We start from the raw sequence: 21,555 nt of genomic DNA, 5'->3' as shown, positions 1-21,555 counted from the left end.
ACTCCAACCCCCCGGGGACACCGCCTTTTTGCACCAACCGCCCTTTTGTACCCCCCCCCCCCCCCCTCCCCCTCCCCCCCCCCCCCCCCTTTTTCCTCCCCCCCCCCCCCCCCCCCTCCCTCCCCCCCCCCCCCCCCCCCCCCCCCCCCCCGTGGCGCCGGGTCAGGACTCGGTGCGGTACATCAGGTCCACCTCGTGCGTGACGAACCCGAGGCCCTCGTAGACGGAGAGGGCGGCCGGGTTGTCGGCGTCCACGTAGAGCATGGCGGTGGGCAGCCCGGAGTCCGCCAGGTGGCGCAGGCCGATGGCGGTCAGCGCCTTGCCGAGTCCGCCGCCCTGGGCCTCGGGCAGGACGCCGACCACGTACACCTCGCCGAGGTTCTCGGGGGTGTGCACCTTCGTCCAGTGGAAGCCGACGAGCCGGCCGTCGCGCTCGGCGAGGAAGAAGCCCTTCGGGTCGAACCAGGCCTGGGCCTTGCGGTCGTCGAGGTCGCGCTGGGTGAGGGCGCCCTGCTCGGGGTGGTGCGCGAAGGCGGCGGCGTTCGCGGCGAGCCAGGCGGCGTCGTCGGCGCCCGGCACGAAGGTGCGTACGGTCACCCCGGCGGGCAGGACCGGCTCCGGCAGCGCGGGGCCGTCGGCCAAGGGGCGGCGCAGCTGCCGCAGTTCGCGGAAGAGGGTCAGGCCGAGCACCTGGGCCAGGTGGCGGGCGGCCGATTTGCCCCCGTGTGCCCAGACCCGCAGGCGTTTGCCCGAAGCGGCGAGGAGGGCGCTGCCCAGGGCCCGGCCGTGGCCGCGGCCGCGCAGCGCGGGGTGGACGACGAGTTCGGCGGCCGGGGCCTCGACGGGGTCGGTGTCCTCCAGCTGGGCGTAACCGGCCAGGCGGCCGCTTTCGGTGAGGAGGAAGTGGCTGATGCCCTCGCGGCTGCCGCCGTGCAGCCGGAGCCGGCCCTGCTCGGAGACGGAGGTCGTGCCGTCGGTGCGGGCGGCTTCTTCGATGAGGGCGAGGACCGCCTCGGCCTGCTCGTGCGTCAGTTCGTCGAATTGCCGGATCTGCCGTCCGGGCTCCAGGGCCGCTGCTGCATCAGTCATACGACGAGCCTACGGCGAGGGGCCCCGTACCCAGCCGCAACCACCTCGTAACCCGGTACCCCCTGTTCCCGCTACGCGCGTTGACCGTAGGCTGCGCAGGCGATTTTCCGCAATTGATCGCATGAACCTCCCAGTCGTATCGCTGTCCGCAAAGGGGAACTGATGTCAGCGACACCACAACGGCACCGCCGAAACCGCCGGTTGACCTTCGCCGCTCTCGCCGTCACGGCAGGTGCGGGTGCTCTTGTGGCCGCCGCCCTTCCGGCCGGGGCCGTCGCCCCGGCCGCCGCGGCGGGCTCGGACCGGCTGGTCGACGTCCAGCTGCTGTCGGTCAACGACTTCCACGGCACGCTGGAGCCCCCGCAGGGTTCGTCCGGAAATGTGACCGAGCGCCAGGCCGACGGCACGACCAAGGCCATACCGGCCGGCGGCGTCGAGTACCTCGCCACCAGCCTCCGCAAGGCGCGCGAGGGCCACCCGTACTCGGTGACCGCGGCGGCCGGCGACATGATCGGCGGCAGCCCGATGCTGTCCGGCCTGTTCCACGACGAGCCGAGCATCGAGGCGCTGAACAAGCTGGACCTCGACGTCACGAGCGTGGGCAACCACGAGTTCGACGAGGGCCGCCAGGAGCTGCTGCGCATGCAGTACGGCGGCTGCCACCCGGTCGAGGGCTGCTTCGAGTACGGCAAGACCTTCGAGGGCGCGAAGTTCCCGTACCTCGCGGCGAACGTCGAGGTCGAGAAGACCAAGCGCCCGCTGATGAAGCCGTACTGGGTGTGGAAGAAGGACGGCGTCAAGATCGGCTTCATCGGCGTGACCCTGGAGGGCACCCCGGACGTGGTCACCGCCTCGGGCGTCAAGGGCCTGAAGTTCGGCGACGAGGTCGAGACGATCAACAAGTACGCGGCCGAGCTGAACAAGCAGGGCGTGAAGTCGATCGTCGCGCTGATCCACGAGGGCGGCCTGCCCGCCTCCGGCGCGTACAACTACGACTGCGACGTCCCGGGTGCCGGCGCCGGCATCTCGGGCGCCATCGTGGACATCGCGAAGGGCCTGGACCCGAAGGTCGACGCCCTGGTCACCGGCCACACCCACCAGGCGTACAGCTGCACCATCCCGGACCCGGCCGGCAACCCGCGCACCGTGACCTCGGCCGCCTCCCTGGGCCGCCTGTTCACGGAGACCACGCTGACCTACGACCGCGCGACCAAGGACATCGTCCGCACCGCGGTCAAGGCCCCGAAGGCCGTCAACCGCGTGGTCACCCGCGACCAGGAGAAGGCCGCGGACATGTCCGAGCTGATCGGCCGCTGGAACGAGCTGGCCAAGCCGGTCGCCAGCCGTCCGCAGGGCTTCATCTCGGCCGACATCGCGGGCCGCGGCTCGGCGGCGTACGAGAAGCCGCTCGGCGACGTGATCGCCGACGCCCAGCTGGAGGCGCTGTCCCCGGCCGACAAGGGCGGGGCCCAGCTGGCCCTCATGAACCCGGGCGGCATCCGCTCGGACCTGGCGTACGCCAAGTCCGGTGACGAGGCCGTCGACGGCATCGTCACCTACGGCGAGTCCTTCACGGTCCAGCCGTTCGGCAACATGATGAACGTCGTGGACCTCACCGGCGCCCAGCTGATCACTGCCCTGCAGCAGCAGGTCAGCGGCCCGGTCAACGGCCCGAGCCCGAAGATCCTCCAGGTCTCGAAGGGCTTCACCTACACCCTCGACCTCACCAAGGCCGGTGCGGACCGCATCGTCGTCGGCTCGGTGAAGCTGAACGGCGAGGCCATCGACCCGGCGCGCACCTACCGCGTCGCGATGAACGAGTTCCTGGCGGGCGGCGGCGACGGCTTCACCGTCCTGAAGGAGCACAAGAACAAGCTGGTGGGCCTGTCCGACCTGGACGCGTTCAACGCGTACCTGTCCGCCCACTCCTCGGCGACCAGCCCGCTGGCCCCGCCGGCGGCGGACCGGATCACGGTCGTCAAGTAAGCGGCACCGTGCAGTGAGCGGAGGGCGGTGGGCCGGCGGGCCCACCGCCCTCCGGCGTTCCCGGCTCCGGACGGGTTCCGGATGTGACGTGTGCACGTCATACTCCTACCGACCGGTAGGGCGGACGAGGGGACAGTCATGGGACTGGATCGGCGCGCGTTTCTGGTGGGGGCGGCCGCGGCCGCCGCCGGGGTGGGGCTGGGGGCGGGCCGGGCGGCCGCGGCCCCGGGGGTGCGGGACTGGATGGGCGCGCTGCCCGCCGACACCCCGCTGACCCGGCTCACCGTGCCCGGCACCCACGACTCCGGGGCCCTTTACGGCGGCCTGTTCGTCGCCTGCCAGAACATCGGCATCGCCGACCAGCTCAACTCCGGCATCCGCTTCCTGGACGTGCGCTGCCGGGTGACGGGCGGCTCCTTCGCCATCCACCACGGCTCGTTCTTCCAGAACCTGATGTTCGGCGACGTGCTTGTGGCCTGCTGGAACTTCCTCGCCGCGCACCCCGGGGAGACCGTCCTGATGCGGGTGAAGCAGGAGTACTCGGGCGAGAGCGACGCCGTCTTCCGGGCCGTGTTCGACGACTACCTCGACAACCGCGGCTGGCGCCCGCTGTTCCGCATCGGATCCGGCCTGCCCTCGCTCGGCGAGGCCCGCGGCAAGGTGGTCCTGCTCGGCGACAACGGCGGGCTGCCCGGCCTGCGCTACGGGGACGGCACCTGGTTCGACATCCAGGACGACTGGAACGCCGAGCCCTTCGCCAAGCGCACCAAGATCGAGAACCACTTCCGCAAGGCGGTGCAGCAGCCCGGCCGGCTGTTCGTGAACTACACCAGCACCTCGGCGTACATGCCCCCGCGCTGGAACTCCGACCGCCTGAACCCGCAGGTCCACTCGTTCGTGACGGGCTCGGAGATGGCCGGCCGCACGGGGCTCGGGGTGGTCCCGATGGACTTCCCGAACACCCGCGGCGGCCTGGTCGAGGCCCTCATCGCGCACAACCCGTTCTGACCGGCCGCGGCCCCCGCCGCACCGCCTGCCGCACACCCGCCGTACCGCCGCCGGACCGCTCTACGGGATCTCCGGCGGCGGGACCGGCGCCCCCGGCAGCCGCAGCACCGCCTCCGTGCCCGGCCCCGGAACCGCCGGGCGCAGCTCGGCCGTGCCCCCCGCGTGGGTGACCGTACGGGCGACGATGGACAGGCCGAGGCCGCTGCCGGGCAGGGCGCGGGCCGAGGGGGAGCGCCAGAACCGGTCGAAGACGTGCGGCAGGTCCTCGGGGGCGATGCCCGGGCCGTGGTCGCGGACCGTCAGCTCGCCCGCGTGCAGGGTCACCTCGACCGTCCCGCCCGGCGGGCTGAACTTCACCGCGTTGTCGAGGACGTTGACCACCGCCCGCTCCAGCGCCGCCGCCTCCCCCCGTACGTACCAGGGGTCCAGCACGGCGTCGATCCGCAGCTCGGGACCGCGCAGCCGGGCCCGCGACAGGGCGTTCCCGGCGATCTCGTGCAGGGCCACCACCTGGAGCGGACCGGGTCCGGCCGCCGTCGGCCGGGAGAGCTCCTGGAGGTCGCCGATCAGCGAGGCCAGTTCGGTCATCTGCGCCTTCACCGAGGCCAGCAGCTCGCGGCGGTCGTCCGGCGGGATGGCCCGGCCGGTCTCCTCGCTGCGGGCCAGCAGCTCGATGTTGGTGCGCAGGGAGGTGAGCGGGGTGCGCAGCTCGTGCCCGGCGTCGGCGATCAGCTGGGCCTGCCGGTCCCGGGAGGAGGCGAGCGCGGCCGTCATCTGGTTGAAGGAGCGCGAGAGCCGGGCGATCTCGTCCTCGCCCTCGTCGGGGATGCGCACGGTGAGGTCCTCGGTCCGCGCGATGTGCTCGACGGCCCCGGTCAGTTCGTCCACGGGCCGCAGCCCGGTCCGGGCCACCCACAGGCCGGCCGCCCCGGCGCCGACCGCGCCCACCCCGGCGACCAGCAGCAGCACCCAGGCCAGGGTGGACAGCGGCTTGTCGATGTCGGCGAGCGGCTTGGCCACGGACACCGCGAACAGGCGTACGTTCCCGGGCGTGCCGGTGCGGGCCGCCAGGGTGTAGACGCGCATGGCGACCCCGTCGGTGGTCGTCACGTCGTGCAGGGTGTTGTCCCGCTGTCCGGCCGCGACCTCCAGGTCCACCGTGGTCAGGGGCAGGGTGGTCTTGCCGCTCACCCAGCAGTGCCAGCCGTCGGCCGCGACGATCTGCACGGTCGCGTTGAGCTCGCCGGCGATCTGCTGCTCGGGCTCCTGCGGCGGGGTCACGCAGCCCCGCTCCAGGGCCTGGGCCACCTGCCCGGCCGGGTTGGTGGCCAGCAGGGAGGCGTCGAGCTGGTCGCGCAGCTGGCTGCGCACCATGAACCAGCAGACCGCCGCCACGGCCGCGACCGCGACCGCGACCGCCGTGGCCACCAGCATCGCCAGCCGCGAGCGCAGCGGCAGCGCCCGGAACCGTCTGACGGGGCTCACTCGCCGCCGCCCGCCTCGCCGGCCCGCAGCGCGTAGCCGACCCCGCGGACGGTGTGCACGAGGCGCGGTTCGCCGTTGGCCTCGGTCTTGCGGCGCAGGTACATCACGTACACGTCCAGGGAGTTGGAGCTGGGCTCGAAGTCGAAGCCCCACACGGTCTTCAGGATCTGCTCGCGGGTCAGGACCTGCCGGGGGTGCGCGAGGAACATCTCCAGCAGGGTGAACTCGGTGCGGGTCAGCTCCACCGGCCGCCCGCCGCGGGTCACTTCGCGGGTGGCGAGGTCCATCCGCAGGTCCGCGAAGGTCAGTACGTCCTGCTGCGCGGCCCCGTCCGCGGCGGGGGCCGCGTACCGGCTGCGCCGCAGCAGGGCCCGGATGCGGGCGAACAGCTCGTCCAGCTCGAAGGGTTTGACGAGGTAGTCGTCCGCGCCCGCGTCGAGGCCGGTGACCCGGTCGCCCACGGTGTCGCGGGCGGTGAGCATCAGGATCGGCGTCAGCGAGCCGGCGGCGCGCAGCCGGCGGGCCGCGGTCAGCCCGTCCATGCGGGGCATCTGGATGTCCAGCACGATCAGGTCGGGCTGCTGCGCGGCCGCCTTGTCGAGCGCGTCGAGCCCGTCGACCGCCGTCTCGGTGCCGTAGCCCTCGAAGGCGAGGCTGCGCCGCAGCGCCTCGCGGACGGCGGGCTCGTCGTCGACGATGAGAATGCGCTGCGGGTCGCCTTCGGGGGCAGTCATCGGCTCGCTCGTCTTCCTCGGTTCGGGGCCGGGTGGTCGCTCTCAGCCTCGCACGGAGCGGTCAGTAGGCGGTTCCGAAGAAGCCCGAGCCGTCCCCGGAGTCCGCGTCCGAGCCGGATCCGGAGCCGTTGCCGGAGCCTCCGCTGCGGAGGTGCTCCAGGTCGGCCTTGATGGTGTTGACGGGGATGGCGAAGCCGAGGCCCACGCTGCCGGCGCCGGAGGAGCCGTTGGACGGGGAGTAGATCGCCGAGGGCATGCCCACGATCTCGCCGTTCATGTTGATGAGCGCGCCGCCGGAGTTGCCGGGGTTGAGGGAGGCATCGGTCTGGATGGCCTTGTACGAGGTGGTGTCGGAGCCGGTGTCCCCGTTGAAGTCCCGGCCGCCGAAGGAGAACGGCCAGCCGCCGCCCCCGTTCCCGCCGTACGGGCTCTGCTGCCGGCCCTGCCGGCCGCCTTCCGACAGGGGGACGCTGACCTTGCGGTCGAGGGCGGAGACGATGCCGCTGGTGACGGTGCCGGTGAGGCTGTCGGGGGAGCCGATCGCGACGACCTGGTCGCCGACCTTCACCTGGTCCGAGTTGCCGAGCTTGGCGGCCTTGAGGCCCTTGGCGCCGGTCAGCTTGATGAGGGCGAGGTCCTTGCCGGGGTCGGTGCCCACGATCTTCGCCGGGTACTTCTTGCCGTCGCTCATCGTCACCTGGACCTCGTCGGCCCCGTCGACGACGTGGTTGTTCGTCACGACCTCGCCGCCGGAGGTGATCACGACGCCCGAACCGACGGCCTGGCCGCCGGACTTCTTGACGTCGATGCGCACCACGGACGGGCTGACCTGCTGGGCCACGCCCGCCACGGTCCCGTTGGAGGACTGCGAGACGTTGCTCCCGGCGAACCCGACGCCGCCGGTGCCGTCCGCGCCGCCGCCGAGGAAGCGCTCGACACCGGCGGCGGTCGCGCCGCCGACCACGGCGGCCGCGAGGGCCACGGCGGCCAGCAGGGCGACGGGGCGCTTGGCGCGGGCCGCGCCGGGGGCGGTGGCCGCGTGGGCGGCTCCGCCGCCGTGGGCCCCGTGCCCGCCGTGCCCGCTGTCGGGGAGGGGGGCCGCCGCGGGGACGGTCTCCCCCTGGATGACCGGCGGCTGTGCCCGGTGGGCCTCGAACCAGCCCGGGGCGGCCGGCGGGTATGCGGGCGGCGGCGGGTAGCCGCCTTCGCCGCCGGCCTGCGTGCCGGGCGCCCCGGCCTGCACGTCCCCGGCCTGCACGTCCCCGGCCAGGCGGTCGCGCCCGTGCTGCCACTGCTCGCCCCACGGAGCCTGCGGCTGCTGCCGAGCAGGCTGGACGGGCTGGTTCTGCTGCGGGTCGCCTTCGCGGCGGTGGCTGTCGGTCATGGATATGACTCTGTCCGCCGATGATGAGAGCTTCCTGAGTGCCCGCTGAGAAGCCCGACAGAACCGCGTATGCCCGAAATAAAGGGTCAGGACGGGTTGCAGCCGCAGGAGCGGCGGATCACCAGCGCCGAGGGGAACTGCTTGAGCCGCTCCCGGCGCGAGCCCGCGACCCGCAGCCCGTCGTCGAGGACCAGGTCCACCGCCGCCCGGGCCATCGCCGGGCGGTCGGAGGCGATGGTGGTCAGCGGCGGGTCGGTGAGGGCGGCTTCCTTCACGTCGTCGAAGCCGGCCACCGCCAGCTCCGTCGGGACGTCGATGCGCAGCTCGCGGGCGGCCCGCAGGACGCCGATGGCCTGGTCGTCGGTGGCGCAGAAGATCGCGGTGGGCCGGTCGGGCCGGGCCAGGACCTCCAGGGCCACCCGGTAGGCGTCGTACCGGTTGTACGGGGCCTCGATCAGCCGGCCCTCGATGGAGCGGCCGGACTCCAGCATGGCCCGGCGCCAGCCCTCGACGTGGTCGGCGACCGGGTCGCCGACGGAGGGGGTGTTCTCGATGCCGCCGATGCAGGCGACGTAGGCGTGCCCGTGCTCCAGCAGGTGCCGGGTGGCGAGCTGGGCGCCGCCGATGTCGTCGGTGACGACCGCCACGTCGTCGATGGCCTCGGGGCGCTCGTGCAGCAGCACGACCCGGGCGTCCCAGGCCTCGATCTCGCTGGCGGCCTGCTCGCTCATGCCCTGGCTGACGAGGATCAGCCCGGAGACCCGCATCCCGAGGAAGGCCCGCAGGTAGTGGACCTCGCGCTCGGTCCGGTAGTCGGAGTTGCCGACGAGCACCATCTTGCCGCGCTCGGCGGCGGCCTGCTCGACCGCGTGCGCCATCTCCGCGAAGAACGGCTGGCGGGCGTCCGGGACGATCATGCCTATGAGGTCGGTGCGCCGCGAGGCCATGGCCTGGGCAACACGATCGGGCCGGTAGCCCAGCTCCTTGATCGCGCCGAGTACGCGCTCGCGGGTGGCCGGGGCGACCGGCCGGGGTCCGTTGTTGATGACGTAGCTCACGACGGCGGTAGAGGTACCCGCGAGTCGTGCCACGTCGTCACGCGTCACCTTGGCCACACGCGAAAGTCTACGCGGGGTGACCTACCTCTGGGCAGGGCGTCCTGAGGTTTGGACGATCACCGGCTTGTCCTCCGTACGGGTGATGGCCTCGGCGGCCTCGGTGACGGCCTTGGTACGGGCCTCCTCCGCGGCCCGCTCCACCTTCTCCGGGGTGACGAACCGGTATCCCACGTTCCGGACGGTCCCGATCAGCGACTCGTGCTCGGGGCCCAGCTTCGCGCGCAGCCGCCGTACGTGGACGTCGACCGTGCGGGTGCCGCCGAAGTAGTCGTAGCCCCAGACCTCCTGGAGGAGCTGGGCGCGGGTGAAGACCCGGCCCGGGTGCTGGGCGAGGTACTTGAGCAGCTCGAACTCCTTGAAGGTCAGGTCCAGGACCCGGCCCTTGAGCTTCGCGGAGTAGGTGGCCTCGTCGACCGACAGGTCGCCGTTGCGGATCTCCATCGGGGAGTCGTCGGAGCCGAGCTGCCGGCGGCCGGTGGCCAGCCGCAGCCGCGCCTCGACCTCCGCGGGGCCCGCGGTGTCGAGCAGCACGTCGTCGATGCCCCAGTCGGCGGTGACCGCGGCGAGCCCGCCCTCGGTCACGACGAGGATCAGCGGACAGCCGGGCCCGGTGGACCGCAGCAGCTGGCACAGGGAGCGGACCTGGGGGAGGTCCCGGCGGCCGTCGACGAGGATCACGTCGGCCCCCGGGGTGTCCACCAGGGCCGGCCCCTCGGCCGGGGCGACCCGGACGCTGTGCAGGAGCAGGCCCAGGGCGGGGAGCACCTCGGTGGAGGGCTGGAGGGCATTGGTCAGGAGCAGCAGAGAGCTCATCGCCGGCCACCTGCCCGGGTCGGACGTTCGTCGTACACGATTCGCTGGCCCATCACGTCGGTTCCTCCTCGGTCCCGTCGAGGACGTTGCGCGGCACTGCTTCGTACGGTTCGCGGGCCCCGCGCCCTGGGGCCCGCATGGATACCACTGTTCGCACTGTGTTCAACGTGCTGAAAGCACAAAAGGACCCGGGGGCTACGTTGCCCGGATCCTCTGCCCAGCAGAATAGCCCACTCGCCCCCGCCGGTGCGGGCCGATTGCAAGCTCTTTCTGTCGCCTCGGTCACGTGCGGGTCAGGTGCCGGTGCCCGCTCCCGAGGGACCGCTGAACCGTCCCGGGGGCCGCAGGCGTCATCATGGAGGCCTGCGCACGCCGCCCGTCGGGCGGGACGAGCGGGACGAAAGGAGCTGCTGTGGCAGCGGGAACCATCCGCTACTGGGCGGCGGCCAAAGCCGCGGCCGGGACCGCGGAGGAGCCGTACTCCGCCGAGACACTGGCCGAGGCCCTCGACGCGGTGCGCGAGCGCCACCCCGGGGAGCTGACCGCCGTGCTCAAGCGCTGCTCCTTCCTGGTCGACAGCGATCCCGTGGGCACGCGCAGCCACGACGCCGTCCGGCTGTCCGAGGGGGGCACCGTCGAGGTGCTCCCGCCCTTCGCGGGCGGGTGAGCGCAGCACGATGAACAGCACTCACGGCAACCACGGCGGCCACGGCGAGCCGGACCCGCAGCATCCCGGGGCGCAGCAGGACCCGGACCCGTACACGACGCAGACCTGGTCCACGGACACCTGGGACACCTCGTACCAGCCGGTGCAGCCCCCGGCCCCGGCGCCCGGCCCCGCGGCGGACCCGGTCTGGCCGCAGCCGCAGGCCGGCGTGCCCGCGCAGGGCGGCGGCTGGGACGCACCCGCGGCGCCGCCCGCGGCCGCCGACGACTGGTCGTACGGGGGCGGGCAGCACGCCCCGCAGCGGCACGCCCCGCAGCACCCCGGACCCGAGCACGGCGGGCAGCAGCACACCGGGCAGCAGCCGTGGCCGCAGGCCGGGGCCGCGGTGCCGGGGCAGCAGACCGGCGGGGGCTACGGCGCGCAGCCGTGGCCGGAGGCGGGCGGCGCGGGATACGCCGGGGCCGGCGGAGCGGCGGAGTACGCCGACGAGCACACGGGCCACGGCAGCCACAGCAGCCACATGGGCCACGGCGGTCACACCGGCGATGGCAGCCACACCGGCCACGGCCGGCACGCCGGCCAGGCCGACCACGGCGGCCACCCCGGGGACCCCGGCCACGGCCGGCACGCCGGCGAGGGCGCCGAGCTCTACCGGCAGCTGTCCGCCGACCCCGTGCCCGACGCGGCGCCCGGCGCGGCCGCCGCCGGGGGCCCCGCGTACTCCACGCCCACCCTCGGCGGGAGCACCCGCGTGCGCGACCCGCGGCAGGCCCGGGCCGAGGGCCGGTCGCCGATCATCGACCCCGGTCCGCAGTCCGCGCTGCTCACGGCCGGACTCGGGCTGCTGCTCGCGGTCGCGGCCCCGGTGGGGGACTACGCGCTGCTGGTGCCGCTGGTGCTGCTCCAGGCCCTGACCGCGGCCGGCTGGTTCCGGCTGAACGGCATGTGGCCGGCCCGCCAGGGCATCGCGCTCGCCTTCCTGGGGGCACTGGTCGCGGACGCGGCCGTGCTGGCCGTGGCCGAGGAGCACTCCGCGGGGGCGCTCACGGGCACCCTCGGGGTGTGGGTGGTCCTCACCCTCGTCCTCCAGCTGCGCAGCCAGGCCGATCCCGACGAGCGGGTCTACGGCCTGATGGCGAGCGTGGCCTCGGCGGCGCTCGCGGTGATCTGCACCGCGTACCTGGCCGCCGGGCACGCCGCCGTGACGGTGGGGGCGGCCGCGGTGGCCGTCGCCGCGGTGGCGCGTGCGCTGCCGCTGCCGCAGGTCCCGTCCGTGGTCGCGTCGCTGGGCGCGGCCGTGGGCGCCGGGATCGCCGTCGGCGGGTTCACGGACCTGGGCGCGGGCGGGGCGCTGGTCGGCCTGGGGGCCGGGGTGTGCGCGCTCGTCGGCCTGCGGGTGGCCGCGTACGACTACCCGTCGAAGTTCGTCCACATGACCGCGGGGGTCGCGCTGCCGCTGGCCGCCGCCGCGCCCGCGGTCGCGATCCTCGGCCGCGTCGTCGGCTGAGCTCCCGGCCGGCCCGCGCACCGCCGGGGGCCGGCCGGGAGGCACCGCCGCCCGGCGGCCCGACCAGGGGCCGGGCCGGGCGGACCGAGGCACCATCACGCCCAGGCACCAGGGGGGAAGCCGTGCGTCCACTGCGCTCCAAGCGCGTGCTGCTGATCGTCGGAATCGTGGGGGTGGTCCTGGCGGCCCTCCTCGTGGGCGCGGACCGTTTCGCGGCCGCCCGCGCCGAGGGGAGGATCGAGGCGGCCGTCCGCCTCGAACACGGGGCCCGGGCCGGGGAGACCGAGGTGGAGATCACCGGATTCCCCTTCCTCACGCAGGCCCTCTCGGACCGCCTCGACCGGGTGGACGCCACCCTCGTCGGGGTCCGGTCGGGCGGCAGCTCGGGCCGGCAGGTGCGGATCACGCGGATCGACGCCCGCTTCCACGACGTGCGCCTGGAGGGCAGCTGGTCCGAGGGCCGGGCCGCGCGGGCCGACGGCGAGGTGTTCGTCTCGTACGCGGACCTCACGCGGGCGGCGGGCACCGCGGTGACGGTCGGCTACGGGGGCACCCCCGGCACCATGAAGGTCACCGCCTCGGTCGGGATCTTCGGCCGCAGCCTGTCGCGCAGCGTGGTCTCGACGATCAGCCTCCTCGGCGACGGCCGCACGGTCCGGGTGCGGGCGGGCCGCGTACCCGGCGAGGGCTTCCCCGGGCTGGAGGAGCTGGTCCGCTCCAAGACGGACTTCGACCACCGGATCGCCGGCCTGCCGCAGGGGCTGCAGCTGGGCCGGGTCACCACCGACGAGGACGGCGTACGGGCCACCCTCACGGGCCGGGACGTGCTGCTCGGACGCTGACGGGAGAGCCCCGCGCGGGTCGGCGGCAGGCGTCCGCACGGGCGCACCGCGGGGCCCGTGGCACCCCGCGCCGGAGGCCCGGCAGAGCCCCGGCGGAGCCCTTCCGGAGCGCCCGCGGACACCCCTTGGCCGCATAGTGAGACGGCGCGGTCCGTACCGCAGATGAACTGGGCCTTCCGAGTGGCCGGGAAGGGCCGCGGGGGTGGCGGAAACCGAATTCCATCCCGGAATCCGGACGATCCTGTCTCGATATATGACACAACGGTGACAGGCCCGCCCGTTCGTCCCTACGATCCTTGCCATGAAGCGACAGCAGGCGGACCTCACGAAGCGGCGGGCAGTAGACCTGTGCCGCGTCGCCGCCATGCTGTGTCGCTCGATGTGAGCGCATCCGCTCCCAGCCGGCCGTTCCACGGCCCTCCCCGCGTGACCGCACCCGCCGCCCGCCCCGCCGCCTCCCCGCGCCGGACGGCCGCGCGCCTTCCGTGCCACGCGCAGCACCACGCAGCACCCGCAGCATCTGCACGACCTCGCCGCACACTGCCCCGGAGGAGAACACCATGAGCCGCAGCGACGTCCTCGTCGACGCCGACTGGGTCGAGGCCCACCTGGACGACGCCAACGTCGTCATCGTCGAGGTGGACGAGGACACGTCCGCCTACGACAAGAACCACATCAGGAACGCCGTACGGATCGACTGGAAGAAGGACCTCCAGGACCCGGTCCGCCGCGACTTCGTGGACCAGGAGGGCTTCGAGAAGCTCCTGTCGGCCAAGGGCATCTCCAACGACGACACCGTCGTCCTCTACGGCGGCAACAACAACTGGTTCGCGTCCTACGCCTACTGGTACTTCAAGCTCTACGGCCACCAGGACGTGAAGCTCCTCGACGGCGGCCGCAAGAAGTGGGAGCTCGACTCCCGCGACCTGGTCGACGGCTCCGAGGTCCCGCAGCGCCCGGCCACCGCCTACAAGGCCCAGGCCCAGGACACGTCCATCCGCGCCTTCCGCGACGACGTGGTCGCCGCGATCGGCAGCAAGAACCTGGTCGACGTCCGTTCGCCCGACGAGTTCAGCGGCAAGCTGCTCGCCCCGGCGCACCTTCCCCAGGAGCAGTCGCAGCGCCCCGGCCACGTGCCGAGCGCCCGCAACATCCCGTGGTCGAAGAACGCCAACGACGACGGCACGTTCAAGTCCGACGAGGAGCTGACCGCCCTCTACCAGGCCGAGCAGGTCGATCTGGACAAGGACACCATCGCGTACTGCCGCATCGGCGAGCGCTCCGCGCTGACCTGGTTCGTGCTGCACGAGCTGCTCGGCCAGGAGAACGTCAAGAACTACGACGGCTCGTGGACCGAGTACGGCTCCCTCGTCGGCGTGCCGATCGAGCTCGGCGCCAACAAGTAACCCTTCTTCGCTCTCTAGGACAGGACAGAGACATGTGTGGAGCGCAGGCAGGCGGCCCCGACGCCTCGACGATCAAGCCCGGTGAGACCACCATCCAGGGCCAGGTGACCAAAGACGGCGAGCCCGTCGTCGGTTACGTGCGACTGCTGGACGGCGGCGGCGAGTTCACCGCCGAGGTCCCGACCTCGGCGACCGGACAGTTCCGCTTCTACGCGGCCGAGGGCGAGTGGACCCTGCGGGCGCTCGTGCCCGGCGGCACCGCCGACCGCAAGGTCGTGGTCGTGGAGACCGGTGGCGTGACGGACGTCGCGATCGCCGTCTGAGACTGCCCCTCGGGCAGCACCGCATGACCGGCCGGAGGGCCGCACCCCAGGGGGTTGGACGCCACTGGAACGGGGTGCGGCCCTTCGTGCCGTCCGGGGTCGTTCCCGCGCGGGCGGGCCTACGCTGGAGGTGTGTACGCCCGGCGGCGCCGCGCCTACTTCCTGATGATGGGCGGATGCCTGTTCCTCTTCGTGTCCGCCTGGTCCTTCGTGCGCCTGTGGTCGGTGGAGGCGGCGGTGGCCCTGTGCGTGGTCGCGATGGTCATCCCGCCGTTCGCCGCGATGACCGCGAACCGGCGCGGACCGGACGACCGCTGGTGGGACGACCCGTCCGGGGACCCGCAGTCGGACGAGTGGTGGGACGAACTGGACGGAAAGCGGCGTCCCGGGCGGGATGCCGATCCGTAACCGGGGTGCGTGTGCCGCCTTGCAGGTGCTAATGATCTGATGGGGATGCGGACCGCGAGGGTCCGCTGCCCGAACGTCCTGTGGGGGGACCCTTGCAATCAGATCAGACCCTGCCTGACCAGCGCACATCGGGGGAGGTGGGCGCGGAACCGGAAAATCCGACATTCCCGGACGCCTTTCCGGACGCGAACGAATCCGAGGCCGATCCTTCGGTCCTTCCCGGCGCCGGCCCCGACAGCCCCGCCCGGCCCCCGCGCCGCCGCGGCCGCACCGCCGCCCTGATCGCCGCCGCGGCCGCCCTCGGCGTCCTCGCCGGCACGGCGACCGGCTACGCGATCCAGTACGACCGCACACCGACCCCGCTGCCCCCGCTGGCCCAGCAGGAGCTGCCGCACCCGAAGCTGCGCGCCCCGGGCGACGCGACCACCGTCCGCTCGGTGAACGCGAACCGGTGGCACCCGACCGACGGCCCGCTGGCCAAGCTGCTCGTCAGGGCGCCGGCCGGGGCCAAGACCGCCATCGCGCCGGGCGCCCTGGGGGTGCCGGACTACGTGACCGACTTCTTCGACTATCCCGGCAGCATGTTCGACGACCTCCAGGCGGACGGCATCCGCCGGGTGGCGGTCACCGAGTGGCAGCAGAACGGCCGCCTGAACGTGACCGTACGGCTCATCCAGTTCCGCGACCGCGACGGGGCCGAGCACTTCCAGGACGACCAGGCCGCCTACATGGGCGACGAGGACTACGCCGACAACCTCGGCACGGCCGTGCCCGGCTCCGACATCGCCAACGGGCGGTACTGGGTGTACTCCGAGGCGGACGAGAAGGCCGGCTACCTGCCGACCCGGCAGGCCCGGGCCGTCGCCCGGCGGGGCGACGTCGTGATGGACATCTGGTTCTGGGACAACCGCGGCTCGATCGCCGAGCGCACCGTCCGGGAGCTGGCGAAGAAGCAGCTGGAGCGTCTGTGAAGCACAAGGCCCTGATCGCGGGCGCACTCGGGCTCGCAGCCCTCGCCGGCACCGGCACCTGGGGGGTGATCGCACTCGACGGCGCCGACCGGACCGCCGAGACCCGCTACTGGCGGACCGCCGAGGCCCGCCCGACCGGGGCGGCCACCCCGCCGTCCGTACCGGAAGGCGAGCTGCACAAGCTCCTGCTGCCGATGCCCTCGGGCATGCGCCCGGGCCCCGACCTGGGCGAGGACGGCAACGACTACGCGCTGTCCGGTCCGGTCGCCGTGGAACGCATCAAGGAGGAGCGCAAGGGCCTGCGGGCCGCCGAACGCCGGCAGCGCGACCGCATCCTCGACCGCCTCAAGCTGACCGGCACCGCCGGCCGCAGCTACGTGGAGCCCCGCGGCTATGCCGCCGAGGTCCGCGTCACCCGGGCGGAGGGCAAGGGGCTGGCGGATCTCGGCCGCTTCATGGAACGCGCGCTGAAGGCGGTGGCGAAGGAGGGCGGGGGCAAGGCGCGGAAGGTCGCCGGACACCCGGAGGCGTCCTGCGTCCAGGTTGCCCTGACGCCCGACGGCGACCGCTCGCGAAGCAAGAAGGACGAGGGCGTGGAATCGCTCTTCTGCTCGGCCTACAGCGAGGGCACCCTCGTGTCCTTCGAGGCCCACGGGGCCAAGCCGTTCGACCCCGCCGAGGCGCTGGGCCTGCTCGCGGACCAGCTCGACCACCTGAAGTCCCCCGGGGAGCGCGTGTGAGCGACCAGAACACGACCTGCACGGCCGAGCCGGCCGACGCGGCAGGCCTGACCGACGCGTCCGGCGCAACCGATGCGGCCGGCGTGACCGACGCGGCTGGTGCGGCCGACACGGCCCACGCGGCCGGCGTGCCCGACGCGTCCGACACGGCCGACGCGTCCGACACGGCCCACGCGACCGACGCGGCCGGCGTGCCCGACGCGTCCGACACGGCCGACGCGTCCGACGCGTCCGACACGGCCGACGCGTCCGACACAGCCGGCGTGACCGACGCGGGCGGCGCACCCGCCGGGAAGCCGCCGCGCGACCGGCGGGTGCTGCGGGCCGCCCTGCGCTGGACTGCCGCCGTCCTCGTCTTCGCGGCGGCCGGCGGTGCCACGGCGTACGGCATCACCGAGCGCGAGCGCACCGACCTGCCCGGTCTGGGCACCCTGGCCGACGGCCGCTGGGACTACCCCGAGCTGGTGAAGCCGCCCGTGCCCGCGGGCGCCCCGCTGCCCTTCGCCGAGGACAACCGGCAGAACGTCCACTACGCCGACCTGGGCGCCCTGCTGCTGCCCGCCCCCGCCGGGGCGGCACCCGACCGGCAGCCCGGGGCCCAGGCGGGCGAGGGCCGGGCCGACGTCACCCACGAGGTCCCCCTCGGACGGCTCCTGTCCGAATACGCCGAGGACGAGCGGGCCGCCACCCGGCAGTCGCTCGTCGACGAGGGCGTCCGGCACGTGGCCGCCCGGGGCTGGACCATGCCGGACGGCACCAGGACCCGGATCTACCTGATCCGGTTCCCCGGCGCGCAGGCCTCTGCGGCCTGGACCGGCTGCGCCCGGCAGATGTCCCTCGCAGGTACCGGGGAGCTCCAGCTCGACCTGGCATGGACGCGGACGAAGTCCGAGCAGAACTTCGTCACCCGCACCACCGACGTCGAGCTCGGCGTGTACGAGGAGTCCGCGCCCACCGGGCCCGAGCAGACCCGGGCCGCCTGCATCCAGGCGGGTGACGTGCAGGCGCTGGTCGTCGCACGGCGCAGGGGCGGGGTCCCGCCGGTCCCGTTCCACCAGACCGTGGTGCTGCAGAACCAGCTGCTCGGCTGAGTGCCGCCCACCTCGCAGAGAGGGCCGGGCCCCGGACCAGTAGGCTTGGGGACCGGCCCGTACCTCCCGCCGGCCCAGTCCGGAGGGATCCCGACGAATCCTCCGAGGAGCACCCCGTGCTTGAGGCAGTCTTCACCTCCCTGCTGGTCCTGGTCTGCGTCGGCGTTCTCGCCTTCTCCGGCCTGGCCGTGAAGAAGCTGTACCAGGGTCAGCGCTGAACCGCTGACCGCCCCGGACCCCCTCCGCACCTTCCGCACCCGACAGATCGCCTGAGCTGCCAGCCATGATCCAGATCCCCTCCGACCTGAACCCGGGTCTCGTCCCGCTCGCCTTCCTCCTCGGTACCTGGGAGGGCGCGGGTGTCTTCGACTTCCCCGGCGACGAGAAGTGCAACTTCGGCCAGGAGGTCGTCTTCAGCCACGACGGCCGGGACTTCCTGCAGTACACCTCGCACAGCTGGGTCCTCGACGCCGAGGGCAACAAGGTGCGGCCGCTGGAGTCCGAGTCCGGCTACTGGCGCATCGACAAGGACCGCAACGTCGAGGTCGTGATGGTGCGCGACCAGGGCGTCGTCGAGATCTGGTACGGGCAGCTCGCCGACCAGAAGCCGCAGATCGACCTGGCCACGGACGCGGTCGCCCGCACCGCCGCCTCGGGCCCGTACAGCGGCGGCAAGCGGCTCTACGGCTACGTCAAGAGCGACCTGATGTGGGTCGGCGAGAAGGCCACCCCCGAGGTGGAGCTGCGCCCGTACATGTCGGCCCAGCTGAAGAAGGTCGTCACCCCGGAGGAGATCGCCGACATGGCGCGCAACCTCCCGGACATGCCGGACGACGGCATCGCCTTCTTCCGCTGACGCGCTGACGCGCTGACGCGCAGACGCGCTCACGCGGCCACGCGCTGACGCAGCCACGCGCTGACGCGCTGAGGGCCCCGCCCGCAGGCGCACTCCGGCAAGGGGATCACGGCCTCCGTGATCCCCTTCCGCATGCCCGCCCGCCGCCTAGACTGGGGGCGTGGTGACTACCGACTGGAAGAGCGACCTGCGGCAGCGGGGCTACCGGCTGACCCCGCAGCGGCAGCTGGTGCTCGAAGCGGTCGACACCCTGGAGCACGCGAGCCCGGACGCGATCCTCGCCGAGGTCCGCAAGACCGCCTCCGGCGTGAACATCTCCACCGTCTACCGGACCCTGGAGCTCCTGGAAGAGCTCGGACTCGTCTCGCACGCGCACCTCGGGCACGGAGCGCCGACCTACCACCTCGCCGACCGGCACCACCACATCCACCTGGTCTGCCGGGACTGCACCGGGGTCATCGAGGCCGACGTGGACATCGCGGCGGAGTTCACCGCGAAACTGCGCGAGACCTTCGGGTTCGACACCGACATGAAGCACTTCGCGATCTTCGGCCGGTGCAAGGAATGCGCGGCCGGGAAGCAGCCGGACCCCTCCTAGCGGGCCGCCCGGGCAGTCGTACGCTTGGTCCCATGACCAGCAGCCCTTTGCTTGCCCTGCCCGGCGCCGTGGCGGCCGAAGGCCGTGACGAAGCCGTCGCCGCCCATTACGGTGATCTGTTCCGAGAGCAGCGCTCTCTCGCCGAGGGCCGCGGTTTCGTGGACCTCTCCCACCGGGGCGTCGTCACCGTCAGCGGCCCGGAGCGGCTCAGCTGGCTGCACCTGCTGCTCACCCAGCACGTCACCGCCCTGCCCGCAGGCCAGGCCACCGAGGCGCTGATCCTCTCCGCGAACGGCCACATCGAGCACGCGCTCTACCTCGTGGACGACGGCGAGACCGTGTGGGCGCACGTGGAGCCCGGCACCCAGGAGGCCCTGCTCGGCTACCTGGAGTCGATGAAGTTCTTCTACCGGGTCGAGATCGCCGACCGCACCGCGGACTTCGCCGTGGTCCACCTCCCCGCCGGCTCCACCGACGAGCTCGACGAGGAGCTCGTCGTCCGGGACACCCCGTACGGCCGCGACGTCTTCCTGCCGCGCGCCCGGCTGGAGGAGTTCGCCGCCGCGCACGGCCCCGCCGCCGGACTGCTCGCGTACGAGGCGCTGCGCGTGGAGGGGCACCGGCCGCGCCTGGGCCTGGAGACCGACCACCGGACCATCCCGCACGAGCTCGGCTGGATCGGCACCGCCGTGCACCTCCAGAAGGGCTGCTACCGCGGCCAGGAGACCGTGGCGCGCGTCCACAACCTGGGGAAGCCGCCGCGCCGCCTGGTCTTCCTGCACCTGGACGGCAGCGAGGTGCTGCTGCCCGGCCACGGCACCCCGGTGCGGCTGGCGGCGGACGGCGCCGAGGGCCGCCAGCTCGGCTTCATCACCACCGCCGCCCGGCACCACGAGCTCGGCCCGATCGCCCTGGCCCTGGTGAAGCGGAACGTTCCGGTGGACGCCCCGCTGCTCGCGGGCACGACGGCTGCCGCCCAGGAGGTCGTGGTCGCCCCGTAGCGGCGGGCCCGGCCCGGGCCCCGGCCCCGGGACGCTGCGGGGCGGCGGCCCGGACGCCGCGTGGCTTGCGGGCTGCGGGCCTCAGACCTCGACGAGAACGGTGAACGGGCCGTGGTTCGTCAGCGAGACGCGCATGTCCGCTCCGAACCGGCCCGTCTCCACCGTCGCCCCCAGCGCCCGCAGCTGCGCCACCACTTCGTCGACCAGCGGCTCCGCGACCGGGCCCGGCGCAGCCGCGTTCCACGTGGGGCGGCGCCCCTTGCGGGCGTCGCCGTAGAGGGTGAACTGGGAGATGACCAGCAGCGGCGCGTTCACGTCGCTGCACGACTTCTCGCCGTCCAGGATCCGCACCGACCACAGTTTGCGCGCCAGCTGCGCCGCCTTCTCCGGGGTGTCCTCGTGGGTCACCCCGACCAGGACGCACAGTCCCTCGCCGACGATCTCGCCCACGGTCTCTCCGGCGACGGTCACGGCCGCCCCGTCCACTCGCTGAACCACTGCTCGCATACCCCTTGTGTAGCAGGCGTGCACCCGTCCGGGGCCGATCGGGTGGACTGCGACTGCACCTGCGGTACGGAGAGTGGCACGATGCTCGCAAGCGGTGTGCCGCACGTCGAGGGGACGGATTCGTATGAACAACTCTGGTGCCGGACAGCCCCACGGGCCGGCCGCCGTGGACGTCCCGACGACCCGACGGCCCCCGCTCCAGCGCACTCCCGACCGGCTGCCCGACGGCCGGCCCGGGCCGGGACTCGGCGGACTGCGCCTGCCGGAGCTGCGCACCCTGCGCCGCGAGGCCCAGCGGGACGAGGCCGACCTCAGCTACGTGCGCCGGCTGCTCCAGGGCCGCATCGACATCCTCCGGGCCGAACTGGCCCGGCGGGCCGATCCCGAGGCCCCCGTCGTGGACCGGCTCTCCGAGATCCTCGCCGACGCCCCCTCCAGCCGCAGCGCCTCCGCCCGGCACGTCACCCTCGGCACCCCGCACGGCGAGGAGTACCGGCTGCTGGCCGCCGAGATGCTTTCCGACGTGGAGCTGTCCGACCTGGACGCCCGTACGGACGAGGAACTGCACGCCGCGATGGCCCGCCTGGTCCGCTACGAGCACCAGGTCTCGCGGCGCCGGCAGCAGCTCCAGCAGACCACCGACGAGTGCAGCGCGGAGATCACCCGCCGCTACCGGGAGGGCGAGGCGCAGGTCGACGACCTGCTGGCCTGACCCACCGGTCCGGCCGACCGGTCCGGCGCAGCGGCTAGGTCGTGTCTTTCGGATATTGCCGGTCAAGCCCGCGGCGTCTGGTGCCACTGCGTTCGCTGCGCTCACTCCGTCTCGGCTCTCTGAGCCTTCCTTCGGATGCCGAGCGCATCGCAAGGCGGAGGGTGGACCGCCGTACTGGACGTACTTGGTCTGCCCGACAGCTCGGCATCCAAGGGCCTTCAAGAAGAGCCGAGACGAAGCGAGCGGAGCGAGCGCAGTGCGGCGAGGCGCGGTGCCAGGCGTCGCGGGTCAGGCAAGATCCGGAAGACA

The 21,555-nt window shown here is 73.3% G+C and carries 23 protein-coding genes; 16 read left to right on the top strand and 7 right to left on the bottom strand.

From position 1 onward, the window contains the following. Positions 1–162: 162 nt before the first annotated feature. Positions 163–1,089: a mycothiol synthase gene (gene mshD / locus ACZ407_RS28770; RefSeq protein WP_468133267.1), complete on the bottom strand. Its 927-nt coding sequence runs from the start codon at positions 1,087–1,089 to the stop codon at positions 163–165. A gap of 162 nt (positions 1,090–1,251) precedes the next feature. Here mshD and ACZ407_RS28765 point away from each other — a divergent pair, with 162 nt between their 5' ends. Further along, positions 1,252–3,075 carry a bifunctional metallophosphatase/5'-nucleotidase gene (locus ACZ407_RS28765; RefSeq protein ID WP_468133265.1) on the top strand — a complete coding sequence of 608 codons (1,824 nt, stop codon included), beginning with the start codon at positions 1,252–1,254 and terminating at the stop codon, positions 3,073–3,075. A gap of 138 nt (positions 3,076–3,213) precedes the next feature. Next, the gene (locus tag ACZ407_RS28760; RefSeq protein WP_468133263.1) at positions 3,214–4,083 is read left to right on the top strand and encodes a phosphatidylinositol-specific phospholipase C; all 870 of its coding nucleotides are present in this window, start codon (positions 3,214–3,216) and stop codon (positions 4,081–4,083) included. Positions 4,084–4,143: 60 nt separating this feature from the next. Here the strand turns inward: ACZ407_RS28760 and ACZ407_RS28755 are convergent, their stop codons facing one another. The 5 genes from ACZ407_RS28755 to ACZ407_RS28735 all read right to left on the bottom strand — a co-directional run bounded on the left by ACZ407_RS28755 (position 4,144) and on the right by ACZ407_RS28735 (position 9,617). Continuing rightward, positions 4,144–5,517: a sensor histidine kinase gene (locus ACZ407_RS28755; protein WP_468133281.1), complete on the bottom strand. Its 1,374-nt coding sequence runs from the start codon at positions 5,515–5,517 to the stop codon at positions 4,144–4,146. Between the two features lie 47 nt (positions 5,518–5,564). Continuing rightward, the gene (locus ACZ407_RS28750; protein WP_468133261.1) at positions 5,565–6,302 is read right to left on the bottom strand and encodes a response regulator transcription factor; all 738 of its coding nucleotides are present in this window, start codon (positions 6,300–6,302) and stop codon (positions 5,565–5,567) included. Positions 6,303–6,363: 61 nt separating this feature from the next. After that, on the bottom strand, positions 6,364–7,686 hold the full coding sequence (locus ACZ407_RS28745; RefSeq protein ID WP_468133259.1) for a S1C family serine protease: 1,323 nt from the start codon (positions 7,684–7,686) through the stop codon (positions 6,364–6,366). 86 nt (positions 7,687–7,772) lie between these two features. Beyond that, complete coding sequence (locus ACZ407_RS28740; RefSeq protein WP_468133257.1) at positions 7,773–8,801, bottom strand: LacI family DNA-binding transcriptional regulator; 1,029 nt, start codon at positions 8,799–8,801, stop codon at positions 7,773–7,775. A 24-nt stretch (positions 8,802–8,825) separates the two neighbouring features. Next, positions 8,826–9,617: a response regulator transcription factor gene (locus tag ACZ407_RS28735; protein WP_468133255.1), complete on the bottom strand. Its 792-nt coding sequence runs from the start codon at positions 9,615–9,617 to the stop codon at positions 8,826–8,828. Between the two features lie 412 nt (positions 9,618–10,029). On the opposite strand from ACZ407_RS28735, the gene ACZ407_RS28730 reads away from it, so the two are divergent. The 13 genes from ACZ407_RS28730 to ygfZ all read left to right on the top strand — a co-directional run bounded on the left by ACZ407_RS28730 (position 10,030) and on the right by ygfZ (position 20,027). After that, positions 10,030–10,284 carry a MoaD/ThiS family protein gene (locus ACZ407_RS28730; RefSeq protein ID WP_468133253.1) on the top strand — a complete coding sequence of 85 codons (255 nt, stop codon included), beginning with the start codon at positions 10,030–10,032 and terminating at the stop codon, positions 10,282–10,284. 10 nt (positions 10,285–10,294) lie between these two features. After that, positions 10,295–11,791: a hypothetical protein gene (locus tag ACZ407_RS28725; protein WP_468133251.1), complete on the top strand. Its 1,497-nt coding sequence runs from the start codon at positions 10,295–10,297 to the stop codon at positions 11,789–11,791. Between the two features lie 122 nt (positions 11,792–11,913). Beyond that, a complete protein-coding gene (locus tag ACZ407_RS28720; RefSeq protein WP_468133249.1) occupies positions 11,914–12,633 on the top strand; it encodes an LmeA family phospholipid-binding protein in 720 nt (239 codons plus the stop codon). A gap of 301 nt (positions 12,634–12,934) precedes the next feature. Further along, the gene (locus tag ACZ407_RS28715; RefSeq protein ID WP_372482430.1) at positions 12,935–13,018 is read left to right on the top strand and encodes a putative leader peptide; all 84 of its coding nucleotides are present in this window, start codon (positions 12,935–12,937) and stop codon (positions 13,016–13,018) included. Positions 13,019–13,193: 175 nt separating this feature from the next. Further along, entirely contained in the window at positions 13,194–14,039 is an 846-nt protein-coding gene (locus tag ACZ407_RS28710; protein WP_468133247.1) for a sulfurtransferase, read from the top strand. Between the two features lie 32 nt (positions 14,040–14,071). Further along, positions 14,072–14,362: a DUF1416 domain-containing protein gene (locus tag ACZ407_RS28705; protein WP_226734345.1), complete on the top strand. Its 291-nt coding sequence runs from the start codon at positions 14,072–14,074 to the stop codon at positions 14,360–14,362. A gap of 132 nt (positions 14,363–14,494) precedes the next feature. After that, positions 14,495–14,770, top strand: a complete 276-nt coding sequence (locus tag ACZ407_RS28700) for a DUF3099 domain-containing protein (protein WP_468133245.1) — start codon at positions 14,495–14,497, stop codon at positions 14,768–14,770. 137 nt (positions 14,771–14,907) lie between these two features. Further along, positions 14,908–15,741: a hypothetical protein gene (locus tag ACZ407_RS28695; protein ID WP_468133243.1), complete on the top strand. Its 834-nt coding sequence runs from the start codon at positions 14,908–14,910 to the stop codon at positions 15,739–15,741. Beyond that, entirely contained in the window at positions 15,738–16,481 is a 744-nt protein-coding gene (locus ACZ407_RS28690; RefSeq protein WP_468133241.1) for a hypothetical protein, read from the top strand. The genes ACZ407_RS28695 and ACZ407_RS28690 overlap by 4 nt, the downstream gene beginning before the upstream one ends. Continuing rightward, positions 16,478–17,572: a hypothetical protein gene (locus tag ACZ407_RS28685; RefSeq protein ID WP_468133239.1), complete on the top strand. Its 1,095-nt coding sequence runs from the start codon at positions 16,478–16,480 to the stop codon at positions 17,570–17,572. The genes ACZ407_RS28690 and ACZ407_RS28685 overlap by 4 nt, the downstream gene beginning before the upstream one ends. Positions 17,573–17,855: 283 nt before the next feature. Further along, a complete protein-coding gene (locus tag ACZ407_RS28680; protein ID WP_468133237.1) occupies positions 17,856–18,428 on the top strand; it encodes a heme-binding beta-barrel domain-containing protein in 573 nt (190 codons plus the stop codon). Between the two features lie 160 nt (positions 18,429–18,588). Further along, a complete protein-coding gene (locus ACZ407_RS28675) occupies positions 18,589–19,026 on the top strand; it encodes a Fur family transcriptional regulator (protein WP_468133235.1) in 438 nt (145 codons plus the stop codon). Positions 19,027–19,058: 32 nt separating this feature from the next. Next, entirely contained in the window at positions 19,059–20,027 is a 969-nt protein-coding gene (gene ygfZ, locus ACZ407_RS28670; protein WP_468133233.1) for a CAF17-like 4Fe-4S cluster assembly/insertion protein YgfZ, read from the top strand. A gap of 81 nt (positions 20,028–20,108) precedes the next feature. On the opposite strand, the gene dtd is transcribed toward ygfZ, so the two are convergent. After that, positions 20,109–20,534 carry a D-aminoacyl-tRNA deacylase gene (gene dtd, locus ACZ407_RS28665; RefSeq protein WP_468133231.1) on the bottom strand — a complete coding sequence of 142 codons (426 nt, stop codon included), beginning with the start codon at positions 20,532–20,534 and terminating at the stop codon, positions 20,109–20,111. A 124-nt stretch (positions 20,535–20,658) separates the two neighbouring features. On the opposite strand from dtd, the gene ACZ407_RS28660 reads away from it, so the two are divergent. Then, entirely contained in the window at positions 20,659–21,246 is a 588-nt protein-coding gene (locus ACZ407_RS28660) for an RsiG family protein (RefSeq protein WP_468133229.1), read from the top strand. Positions 21,247–21,555: the final 309 nt, after the last annotated feature.

It is taken from the genome of Streptomyces sp. NPDC030809, from assembly GCF_055572195.1.
This window is presented reverse-complemented; position numbering and strand designations above follow the sequence as displayed.

Excerpts from the sequence above, each read along its gene's own strand:
- mshD (WP_468133267.1), bottom strand. The coding sequence starts at position 1,089 with ATGACTGATGCAGCAGCGGCCCTGGAGCCCGGACGGCAGATCCGGCAA.
- ACZ407_RS28765 (WP_468133265.1), top strand. The coding sequence starts at position 1,252 with ATGTCAGCGACACCACAACGGCACCGCCGAAACCGCCGGTTGACCTTC.
- ACZ407_RS28760 (WP_468133263.1), top strand. The coding sequence starts at position 3,214 with ATGGGACTGGATCGGCGCGCGTTTCTGGTGGGGGCGGCCGCGGCCGCC.
- ACZ407_RS28755 (WP_468133281.1), bottom strand. The coding sequence starts at position 5,517 with ATGCTGGTGGCCACGGCGGTCGCGGTCGCGGTCGCGGCCGTGGCGGCG.
- ACZ407_RS28750 (WP_468133261.1), bottom strand. The coding sequence starts at position 6,302 with ATGACTGCCCCCGAAGGCGACCCGCAGCGCATTCTCATCGTCGACGAC.
- ACZ407_RS28745 (WP_468133259.1), bottom strand. The coding sequence starts at position 7,686 with ATGACCGACAGCCACCGCCGCGAAGGCGACCCGCAGCAGAACCAGCCC.
- ACZ407_RS28735 (WP_468133255.1), bottom strand. The coding sequence starts at position 9,617 with ATGAGCTCTCTGCTGCTCCTGACCAATGCCCTCCAGCCCTCCACCGAG.
- ACZ407_RS28725 (WP_468133251.1), top strand. The coding sequence starts at position 10,295 with ATGAACAGCACTCACGGCAACCACGGCGGCCACGGCGAGCCGGACCCG.
- ACZ407_RS28715 (WP_372482430.1), top strand. The coding sequence starts at position 12,935 with ATGAAGCGACAGCAGGCGGACCTCACGAAGCGGCGGGCAGTAGACCTG.
- ACZ407_RS28710 (WP_468133247.1), top strand. The coding sequence starts at position 13,194 with ATGAGCCGCAGCGACGTCCTCGTCGACGCCGACTGGGTCGAGGCCCAC.
- ACZ407_RS28705 (WP_226734345.1), top strand. The coding sequence starts at position 14,072 with ATGTGTGGAGCGCAGGCAGGCGGCCCCGACGCCTCGACGATCAAGCCC.
- ACZ407_RS28680 (WP_468133237.1), top strand. The coding sequence starts at position 17,856 with ATGATCCAGATCCCCTCCGACCTGAACCCGGGTCTCGTCCCGCTCGCC.
- ygfZ (WP_468133233.1), top strand. The coding sequence starts at position 19,059 with ATGACCAGCAGCCCTTTGCTTGCCCTGCCCGGCGCCGTGGCGGCCGAA.
- dtd (WP_468133231.1), bottom strand. The coding sequence starts at position 20,534 with ATGCGAGCAGTGGTTCAGCGAGTGGACGGGGCGGCCGTGACCGTCGCC.
- ACZ407_RS28660 (WP_468133229.1), top strand. The coding sequence starts at position 20,659 with ATGAACAACTCTGGTGCCGGACAGCCCCACGGGCCGGCCGCCGTGGAC.